Annotated in this window: 8 protein-coding genes; 3 read left to right on the forward strand and 5 right to left on the reverse strand. The window is 70.9% G+C overall.

Annotated features, from left to right (window positions below):
* Window positions 1–92 precede the first annotated feature (92 nt).
* Entirely contained in the window at window positions 93–1304 is a 1212-nt protein-coding gene (gene glgC, locus KBX53_RS11345) for a glucose-1-phosphate adenylyltransferase (RefSeq protein WP_210859026.1), read from the reverse strand.
* A gap of 72 nt (window positions 1305–1376) precedes the next feature.
* Between glgC and glgA the strand changes: the two genes are divergently transcribed.
* Window positions 1377–2582 carry a glycogen synthase gene (glgA, locus tag KBX53_RS11350; RefSeq protein ID WP_210859028.1) on the forward strand — a complete coding sequence of 402 codons (1206 nt, stop codon included), beginning with the start codon at window positions 1377–1379 and terminating at the stop codon, window positions 2580–2582.
* Here the strand turns inward: glgA and KBX53_RS11355 are convergent.
* From KBX53_RS11355 to KBX53_RS11365, 3 genes are all read right to left on the reverse strand, one after another.
* Window positions 2579–2974, reverse strand: coding sequence for a CrcB family protein (locus KBX53_RS11355; RefSeq protein WP_210859029.1), 396 nt, complete (start codon window positions 2972–2974; stop codon window positions 2579–2581). The genes glgA and KBX53_RS11355 overlap by 4 nt on opposite strands.
* Window positions 2974–3372, reverse strand: a complete 399-nt coding sequence (locus KBX53_RS11360) for a CrcB family protein (RefSeq protein WP_210859031.1) — start codon at window positions 3370–3372, stop codon at window positions 2974–2976. Before KBX53_RS11360 ends, KBX53_RS11355 begins: the two co-directional genes overlap by 1 nt.
* 78 nt (window positions 3373–3450) lie before the next feature.
* Window positions 3451–4395, reverse strand: coding sequence for an inositol-3-phosphate synthase (locus tag KBX53_RS11365; RefSeq protein WP_210859033.1), 945 nt, complete (start codon window positions 4393–4395; stop codon window positions 3451–3453).
* A gap of 227 nt (window positions 4396–4622) precedes the next feature.
* On the opposite strand from KBX53_RS11365, the gene KBX53_RS11370 reads away from it, so the two are divergent.
* On the forward strand, window positions 4623–6854 hold the full coding sequence (locus tag KBX53_RS11370; RefSeq protein ID WP_210859035.1) for an alpha-1,4-glucan--maltose-1-phosphate maltosyltransferase: 2232 nt from the start codon (window positions 4623–4625) through the stop codon (window positions 6852–6854).
* Window positions 6842–8944 (forward strand): 1,4-alpha-glucan branching protein GlgB, encoded by a 2103-nt coding sequence (gene glgB / locus KBX53_RS11375; protein WP_210859037.1) that lies wholly within the window; start codon window positions 6842–6844, stop codon window positions 8942–8944. Before KBX53_RS11370 ends, glgB begins: the two co-directional genes overlap by 13 nt.
* A gap of 13 nt (window positions 8945–8957) precedes the next feature.
* Here the strand turns inward: glgB and KBX53_RS11380 are convergent.
* The coding region (locus KBX53_RS11380) for an App1 family protein (RefSeq protein ID WP_210859038.1) at window positions 8958–9937 on the reverse strand (980 nt) is incomplete at its 5' end.

The following is a 9937-nucleotide window of genomic DNA, read 5'->3' on the forward strand; positions in this document are numbered from 1 at the left end:
CGGCGGGCTCGGCGGGCTGGCCGGCCCGGGGGTGGGTCACTGCGGGATCCTCCTCGGGAAGAGCGGGACGCTCACGGCACGACCGTCTGGCCCTAGCCGATCACCACGATGCCGTTGTCGGAGACGGTGTAGCGCTGCCGGTCCTTCTCCAGGTCGACGCCGATCTCGACGCCCTCCGGGACGAACACGTTCTTGTCCAGGATGGCCCGTCGGATCACCGCGTGCCGGCCGATCTCCACACCCTCCATCAGCACCGAGCCCTCGACGTGCGCCCAGGAGTGCACCCGCACCTTCGGCGAGACGATCGAGTTCTCCACCAGCGAGCCGGAGATCACCACACCCGGGGAGACCATCGAGCCGACCGCCCGGCCGACCCGTTCACCCCACTGGTGGACGAACTTCGCCGGCGGCCACGGCGGCTGCTCGGTGTAGATCGGCCAGTCGAAGTTGTACATGTTGAAGACGGGGTGCACGTTGATCAGATCCATGTGCGCGTCGTAGAACGAGTCGAGCGTTCCCACGTCCCGCCAGTAGCCGCGGTCGCGGTCGGTGCTGCCCGGCACCTCGTTGTCGCGGAAGTCGTAGACGTTGGCCTCGCCGCGCTCGACGAGCATCGGGATGATGCTGCCGCCCATGTCGTGCTTGCTGGTCTTGTCTTCGGCGTCGCGCTCGACCGCCTCGCAGAGGGCCCGGGTGGTGAAGACGTAGTTGCCCATCGAGGCGTAGATCTCGTCCGGCGCGTCGGGCAGGCCGACCGCGTCGGTGGGCTTCTCGCGGAACGCGCGGATCCGCTTGCCGTCCTCGCCGACCTCGATGACGCCGAACTGGTCGGCCATCGACAGCGGCTGGCGGATGCCGGCGACGGTCACCGCCGCGCCGGAGGCGATGTGGTCCTCCACCATCTGCCGCGGGTCCATCCGGTAGATGTGGTCGGCGCCGAAGACGATCACGTAGTCGGGCTGCTCGTCGTTGATGAGGTTGAAGCTCTGGTAGATGGCGTCGGCCGAGCCGGCGAACCACCACGGGCCGCGACGTTGCTGCGCGGGCACCGGGGTGACGTAGTTGCCGAGCAGCGTGGACATCCGCCAGGTCTTGGTGATGTGCCGGTCGAGGGAGTGGGACTTGTACTGGGTCAGCACGACGATCTTGAGATAGCCGGCGTTGGCCAGGTTGGAGAGGACGAAGTCGACCATGCGGTACATCCCGCCGAACGGGACGGCCGGCTTGGCCCGGTCCGTGGTGAGTGGCATCAGGCGCTTGCCCTCCCCACCCGCCAGGACGATCGCGAGCACCTTGGCAGCCATGCCCCGACGCTATCCACCCTCGCCCCACTTCACCACTCGTACGGGGAGTCTTCTGCACTAGGGTGCGGGGTCATGACGGAACCCACCCCGCCGCGCGTCGATCTGCTCACCCGCGAGTACCCACCGGAGGTCTACGGCGGCGCGGGCGTGCACGTCGAGTACCTGGCCCGGGAGTTGCGCCGCCGCACCGACGTGCGGGTGCACTGCTTCGGCCTGCCGCGCACCGAGCCGGGCGTCACCGCGTACCCCGAACCGCCCGGCCTGACCGGCGCGAACGCCGCGCTGCGCACCATGGGCGTGGACCTGGAGATGGCCGCCGGCACGGCCGGCACCGACGTGGTGCACAGCCACACCTGGTACGCGAACCTGGCCGGTCACACCGCGAAGCTGCTGCACGGGGTGCCGCACGTGGTGACCGCGCACAGCCTGGAGCCGCTGCGGCCGTGGAAGGCCGAGCAACTCGGCGGCGGTTACGCGCTCTCCTCGTGGATCGAGCGCACGGCGTACGAGTCGGCCGACGCGATCATCGCGGTCAGCGGCGGGATGCGCTCCGACGTGCTCACCGCGTACCCGCAGATCGACCCCGACCGGGTCCGGGTGGTCTACAACGGCATCGACACCATCCAGTACGCCCCGGACGCCGGCACCGACGTGCTCGACCGGCTCGGCATCGACCCGTCCCGGCCGAGCGTGGTCTACGTGGGAAGGATCACTCGGCAGAAAGGGCTGCCGTACCTGCTGCGCGCCGCCCGGGAGTTGCCGGCGGACACCCAACTGGTGCTGCTGGCCGGCGCGCCGGACACCGCCGAGATCGCCGCCGAGGTCGAGGAGTTGGTGGCCGAGCTGCGGGCCAACCGTTCCGGGGTGGTCTGGGTGGCCGAGATGCTGCCCAAGCCCGAGGTGATCCAGGTGCTCACCCACGCCACCGTCTTCGCCTGCCCGTCGGTGTACGAGCCGATGGGCATCGTCAACCTGGAGGCGATGGCCTGCGAGACGGCGGTGGTGGCGACCGCCACCGGCGGTATCCCCGAGGTCGTGGCCGACGGTGAGACCGGGCTGCTGGTGCCGATCGAGCAGGCCACCGACGGCTCCGGCACGCCCCTGGCCCCGGACCGTTTCGTGGCCGACCTGGCGGCGGCGATCAACACTCTGCTGGCGGACCCGGCGCGCACCGAACGGTTCGGCCTGGCCGGCCGGAGACGCGCGGTGGAGCACTTCTCCTGGGACGCCATCGCCGGGCAGACCCTGGAGGTCTACCGCTCCGTGCTGGCCCGCTAGATCAGGCTGCCGAGCCACAGGCCGAGTGCAGCCAGCACGAGGCTCGCGCAGAGGCTGCCGAGCACGTTGAAGGCCTCGACGGCGGCGTTCTTGCGCAGCAGTCCCAGGGTGTGCCACTCCTCGGTGGAGAAGGTGGTGTACGCGCCGAGGAAGCCGACGCCGACGATCGCGTTGAAGTCCTGCGCGCCTCCGGCGGTGTGTTTCACCGCGTAGCCGGTGACGATGCCGAGCACGAACGCGCCCGACACGTTGATCAGGAAGGTGCTCGCCGGGAACGCCTTGCTGGACCCGGTGGCCCGCCTGCTCCACCACGGCTTCACCAACGCGTCGACGCCGGCGCGGCTCAGCGCTCCGAGCCCGCCGGCCAGGAACACCCCGATGCCCACCCACATCAGGCGCTCCTTCCGGCCGGACGCCCGGTGCGCAGTTCCACCAGGCGGGCGCCGAGCGCCGCCGCGAGCACTCCGAGGACGATGGACACGACCAGGTAGACGATGCCGATTCCGCTGCGCCGCGCCCCGATCAGCTGGTCGCTCTCGACGATGAAGTGCGACCAGGTGGTGAACCCGCCGATGAGCCCGGTCGACAGGAACGGCTTGCCCCACGGGCCCGGCAGCCGGTGTGCCGCGAGCAGCGTCATCACGGCGCCGAGCGCGAACGCGCCCACCATGTTGATCACGAAGGTGACCCAGGGGAAGTCAGGTGGCGTGGACGGCGCGAAGCCGAGCCCCAGCAGGTACCGCAGGGTGGCGCCGATACCACCGCCGACGACGATCGCGAGGATTGTCATTGGCCCATTGACTCACCGTCGTACGCCACTGACGCCCGGGCTGGGCGGACCTCACCCGTACGGTCGACGTCCGCCCGGTCAGATCGGCGTTCCGGGTGGGGACTTGAACAACGACGTCGCCTGCTCAGGGTGACCGCCGTGCCCGTTGCGGAGCGCGACGGCCGCGATGCGGATCAGGTCGATGTTGACCCCGGCCGCGCCACTCGGGTCGTCAACCTTCAGTTTCACGTCGAGGCTCAGCGTCGTCTCACCCCAGCCCTGCGCCTCGATGTTGAGGTGCGCCACCTTCTGTGATCGCAGGTGCGGCAGGTAGCCGAGCGGAGCCACCTCGACCTTGTCGGCGTCCGGCAGGGCGTTGAGCTTGGACTGTTTCTTGGTGTTGGGGTTCTCGACCAGGTTGCGGAAGTCCTCGGTACCGCCCAGATTGACCTGATAGGAACTGACCAGCGTCAGGCCCCGTTCGCGCAGCAGCCGCAACAGCGCGTTGTGCACCACCGAGGTGCCGAACTGGCTGGCCAGGTCGTCTCCGAGCAGCGGCAGACCGGCCGCCTCGAACCGGCTCATCACCTGCGGATCGCGGGAGATCGGGTCGGCGGTGGTGTTGATGAAGGCGACGCCCGCGATGCGCGCCGCCTCGGCGTACGCCCGGGCGGTCTCCGGTCGGCCGCTCGGCGCCGAGTAGAGCAGCACCTCCGCCCCGGCCAGTGCCGCCGCCACCCGGTCCACCCCGGTCGCGTCGACGAGGCCCTTCGTGACCGGCACACCCGAGCTGGGCAGGTCGCAGTTCAGCCGAGGGAAGTTGTTGGGCGGCAGGAAGATCGCCTCGGTCAGATCCTTGCCGATCTTCTCCTTGGAGGTGGCGAAGGCCGCGACGAACTCGATGTCGCCCACCGCGATCCCGTCGACGACCGGCCGGCGGACACCCACCAGGCTGCCGTTGTGGCGGTGCAGCGCGATCCCCTGCACCAGCGCTGACGTGTTGTTGCCGACACCGACGACCGCGACCTTCACCCGTTTGATCATGGCCGGAGGCTACGGCACCTCCGGCTCGGTGATCCCGTTCCGCCGCCGTCAAGATCACGCTGGAACCACGATCTGGTGGCATCGCCGAGGCTCCGACACCACTAGAACCAGGATTTTGCGCGATCTTGCGTCCTTCGGATCGTCGCGACACCTTCCGTGCACCGGGTGTGGGACAGAGCGGCACGCTTGGCCGCGCGCGAACGGATCTCGCGCAGTAGGTTGGCGGGGTGACTGGACGGTTCCCGATCGAAGACGTCTCCCCCGTCGTCTCCTGCGGGCGGTACCCGGCAAAGGCGGTGGTCGACGAACCGGTCCCGGTGTCGGCGCGCGCCTACCGGGAGGGGCACGACGCGCTGGGCTGCAACGTGGTGTGGGCCGGCCCCGACGGCGAGCCGCGGCCGTTCACCCGGATGCGCCCCGGCGAGCCGGGTCAGGACCGTTGGCACGCCACCATCTGCCCCGACGCCGTCGGCTCGTGGACCTTCTCCGTCGAGGCGTTCCAGGACCCGTACCTGACCTGGCAGAACGCGGTGACCAAGAAGGTCGCCGCCGGGCAGGGGCCGGAGGACCTGGCCAACGACCTGGCCGAAGGCGCTCGGGTACTCGCCGCCGCCCGCAGCCTCGTCCCGGCCGCCGACCGGCCCCGGGTCGCCGACGCGCTCACGGCGCTGGTCGACACCGACCTGCCGTTGGCGCAGCGGGTCGGGCCGGCTCTGGCCCTGGCCGACCTGCTCTGGGAGCACCCGGTGCGAGAGCTGGTCACCGCCGGTGACGCATACTCGATCTGGGTTGACCGCAAGCGGGCGCTCTACTCGGCCTGGTACGAGTTCTTCCCCCGCTCCGAAGGGGCGGTGGGCGGCCGGTCCGGCACCTTCGCGACCGCCACCGAACGGCTGCCGGGTGTCGCCGCGATGGGCTTCGACGTGCTCTACCTGCCGCCGATCCACCCGATCGGCCGCATCAACCGCAAGGGCCGCAACAACGCGCTCACCGCCGGCCCGACCGACGTGGGCTCGCCGTGGGCGATCGGCGCCGCCGAGGGCGGCCACGACACGATCCACCCCGACCTGGGTACGCCGGCGGACTTCCGAGCCTTCATCCAGGCGGCTGCCGCACAGGGCCTGGAGGTCGCGATGGACCTGGCGTTGCAGTGCGCGCCCGACCACCCGTGGGTCACCGAGCACCCGGAGTGGTTCACCACCCGGGCCGACGGCAGCATCGCGTACGCGGAGAACCCGCCGAAGAAGTACCAGGACATCTACCCGGTCAACTTCGACAACGACCCCGAGGGCATCCGGGCAGAGGTGCTGCGGGTGGTGCTGCACTGGGTCGGTGAGGGCATCCGGATCTTCCGGGTGGACAACCCGCACACCAAGCCGTTCGACTTCTGGCACTGGCTGATCGCCGAGGTGAAGACTGTCGATGAGGACGTGCTGTTCCTGGCCGAGGCGTTCACCCGGCCGGCGATCATGCACGGCCTCGGCAAGATCGGCTTCACCCAGTCGTACACCTATTTCACCTGGCGCACGACGGCCGCGCAGATGCGGGAGTACTGCGAGGAGCTGATCGAGGCGGCCGACTACATGCGGCCGAACTTCTGGCCGAACACCCCGGACATCCTGCACGAGTCGTTGCAGCACGGCGGCCCGCCGATGTTCAAGATCCGGGCGGTGCTGGCCGCGCTGCTCTCCCCCTCCTGGGGCCTCTACGCCGGTTACGAGCTGTTCGAGCACGTGGCCCGGCCGGGCGCCGAGGAGTACCTGGACAACGAGAAGTACGAGCTGCGCCCCCGCGACTGGGCCGCCGCCGAGGCGCAGGGCCGCTCGCTGGCGCCGTTCCTGACCACCCTCAACCGGGTACGCCGGGACAACCCGGCCCTGCACCAGCTGCGCAACCTGCGGTTCCACGAGATCGACAACCCGGCGCTGCTGTGCTGGTCGAAGCACGACCCGGAGACCGGCAACACGGTCATCGTGATCTGCTCGTTCGACCCGCGCGAGGTGCAGTGGGGCAACACCACCCTCGACATGCCGGCGCTCGGCTTCGACTGGCACGAGCGCTTCACGGTGTACGACGAGCTGACCGGCACCAGCTACGACTGGGGTCAACGCAACGCGGTACGCCTCGACCCGTACCTGCAACCCGCGCACGTGTTGACGGTGCGTCGCCCGACCCCGCCGGTCGCGCCGCCGCTGGCGGGCGCCGAACCGGCGGACCTCACCGTCGCCGACGTGCCGGACGACCTGTCCGGCGGCACCGCCCCGGTGGCCCCGGCCACCGAACCGTCGCCCCCCGCCACCGCGCCATCGGCCCCAACCGCCGCTCCGGGGCCCCCGGCCAGCGTGGCGGCGACGCCGGCCACCCTGGCGTCCCGGGCGGCGGCCCGTGCGGCCGCCACCCGCCCGTCCCGTTCCGCGCCGACCGCTCCCGCCCCGAAGGACGACCGATGGACCAGCTGATCTCCGGCGCGACGCACGACCCGCACGCGTTGCTCGGCGCGCACCCCGCCGACTCGTCGACGACGATCCGCACCATGCGCCGGGGCGCCGGGGACGTGATGCTGCTCGTCGGCGACGAGCGGCACCCGATGAAGCGGGTCCACGACGTGGGCGTCTTCGAGGCGCAGGTCGACGGCGTCGTGCTCGACTACCGGGTGGAGGTCGACGGCACCGCGCACGACGACCCGTACCGCTACCCGCCGACCCTCGGCGACCTGGACCTGCACCTGATCCGCGAGGGCCGGCACGAGCGGCTGTGGGAGGCGCTCGGCGCCCGGGTCTTCGATGAGGGCGTGGCGTTCAGCGTCTGGGCGCCCAACGCTCGCGGCGTGCGGGTGGTCGGCGACTTCACCGGCTGGGGCCCGGACGACGGCTGGCCGATGCGGTCGCTCGGCTCCACCGGGGTGTGGGAGCTGTTCGTGCCCAACGCCCGCGTCGGCGCCCGCTACAAGTACCGGGTGCTCGGCGCCGACGGGCAGTGGCGGGACAAGGCCGACCCCCTCGCCGCGTACGCCGAGGTGCCACCGGCCACCGCCTCGGTGGTGCACCACTCGACGTACCGGTGGAACGACGCGGACTGGTTGGCCCGGCGGGCCGAACGGCAGCCGCACCAGGAGCCGATGAGCGTCTACGAGGTGCACCTCGGCTCGTGGCGGCCCGGCCTGGGCTACCGCGAGCTGGCCGAGCAGCTCACCGCGTACGTCACCGAGCTGGGCTTCACCCACGTGGAGTTCCTGCCGGTGATGGAGCACCCGTTCGGCGGTTCCTGGGGTTACCAGGTGACCGGCTACTACGCGCCGACCTCCCGGTTCGGCGACCCGGACGACTTCCGGTACCTGGTGGACCAACTGCACGCCGCCGGCATCGGCGTCCTGCTGGACTGGGTGCCCGCGCACTTCCCCAAGGACGAGTGGGCCCTCGCCCGGTTCGACGGCACCCCGCTCTACGAGCACCCCGACCCGCGGCGCGGCGAGCACCCCGACTGGGGCACGTACGTCTTCGACTTCGGCCGCAACGAGGTCCGCAACTTCCTGGTCGCCAACGCGCTCTACTGGTGCGACCAGTTCCACGTCGACGGGCTGCGGGTCGACGCGGTCGCCTCGATGCTCTACCTGGACTACTCCCGCAACCACGGCGAGTGGGCCCCCAACCAGTACGGCGGCCGGGAGAACCTGGAGGCCATCGCCTTCCTTCAGGAGGTCAACGCCACCGTCTACAAGCACCACGCCGGCGTCGTCATGATCGCCGAGGAGTCCACCGCCTGGCCGGGGGTCACCCGACCCACCGCCGAGGGCGGGCTCGGCTTCGGGTTCAAGTGGAACATGGGCTGGATGCACGACACCCTGCTCTACACCTCGAAGGACCCGATCTACCGCCAGCACCACCACCACCAGCTCACCTTCTCCCTGGCGTACGCCTGGAGCGAGAACTACGTGCTGCCGATCAGCCACGACGAGGTGGTGCACGGCAAGGGCTCACTGGCCGGCAAGATGCCCGGCGACACCTGGCAGCGGCTGGCGAACGTGCGGGCGCTGCTGGCGTACATGTGGGCGCACCCCGGCAAGCAACTGCTCTTCATGGGCTCCGAGCTGGCAGACGACCGGGAGTGGAGCGAGGAACGCGGCCTCGACTGGTACCTGCTGCACGACCCGGCCCGCGCCGGCGTGCAACGCCTCGTCGGCGACCTCAACCGGATCTACCGGGACACCCCGGCGCTCTGGGCACAGGACACCGAACCGGCCGGCTTCCGCTGGATCGCCGGTGACGACGTCGCCAACAACACCGTGTCGTTCATCCGGATCGCCCCGGACGGCTCGACGCTGGTCTGCGTGGCGAACTTTTCCGCCCAGCCGCTGCACGACTACCGGATCGGCCTGCCGGCCGGTGGCACCTGGACCGAGGTGCTCAACACCGACGCTCACCACTACGGCGGGTCCGGGGTGGGCAACCTGGGTGAGGTGCGGGCCGAGGACGTGCCGTGGCACGGGATGGTCGCGTCAGCGGCCCTCCAGGTGCCGCCGTTGGGTGCGATCTGGCTCCGCCAGAGCTGATGCGACCCGCCGGTCAGACCAGGCCGGCGTCGCGCAGCAGCTGCCACAGGCCGGCGCCGTCCGGGGCGGAGAGCCACTTCTGCCCCACCGGCCCCGACGAGGGGCGGCCGGCCGGGGCGGGCAGGCTACCGGCCAGCACCGACTGGGTCGGGGAGAGCCGGCGGATCGCCACCCCGGCGACGTTCTCCGGGTGGGCGGCGGCGAACTCGCGGTAGATCTCCTGATCGTGCTGGCCGTCGTCGCCGACGAGCAGCCAGCGCACGTCGGGGAACTCCTTGGCCAGCCGGGCCAGGGTGCTGCGCTTGTGTTCCATGCCGCTGCGGAACCAGCGGTCGGCGGTCGGCCCCCAGTCGGTGAGCAGCAGCGGCCCGGCCGGGTAGAGGTGTCGGGACAGGAAGCGGGTCAACGTGGGCGCCACGTTCCACGCGCCGGTGGAGAGGTAGAAGACCGGGGCGCCGGGATGCGCGGTGACCAGCCGTTCGTAGAGCACCGCCATGCCGGGCACGGCGTTGCGCGCGTGCTCGTCGAGCACGAACGTGTTCCAGGCGGCGAGCAGCGGTCGGGGCAGCGCGGTCACCATCACCGTGTCGTCGATGTCGGAGAGGATGCCGAACTTGACGTCCGGGTCGAGGATGCGCACCGGCGCGTCGACCGGTTCGGCGTCCGGGACGCTGAGCCGGACCGTGCCCCAACCGGGCGGCAGGTCGGCCTCGACAAGCGTGTCGACGAAGCCGCTGCGGTCGGCCCGCGTCTCGTGGCACACCCCGCCGGCCTCGATGGTCACCGTGACGTGCTTGGCGGGCAGTGTGGTGAAGCTGCGCCAGCCGCGAACCTTGTCCAGCCGACCCCGCTGGCGGGTGTCCGGACGGCCCAGCAGGACCCGACACATCACCCGCACCCACCCCGGCGCGCCGTAACCGGTGTACGCGACGATGTTGATCCGCCAGCCGGTGCGCCGCAGCCGACGCTCGACGAGCTGGTGCACGGCGTCCT

Source organism: Micromonospora sp. M51, from assembly GCF_018070305.1.
Lineage (GTDB): Bacteria > Actinomycetota > Actinomycetes > Mycobacteriales > Micromonosporaceae > Micromonospora > Micromonospora parva.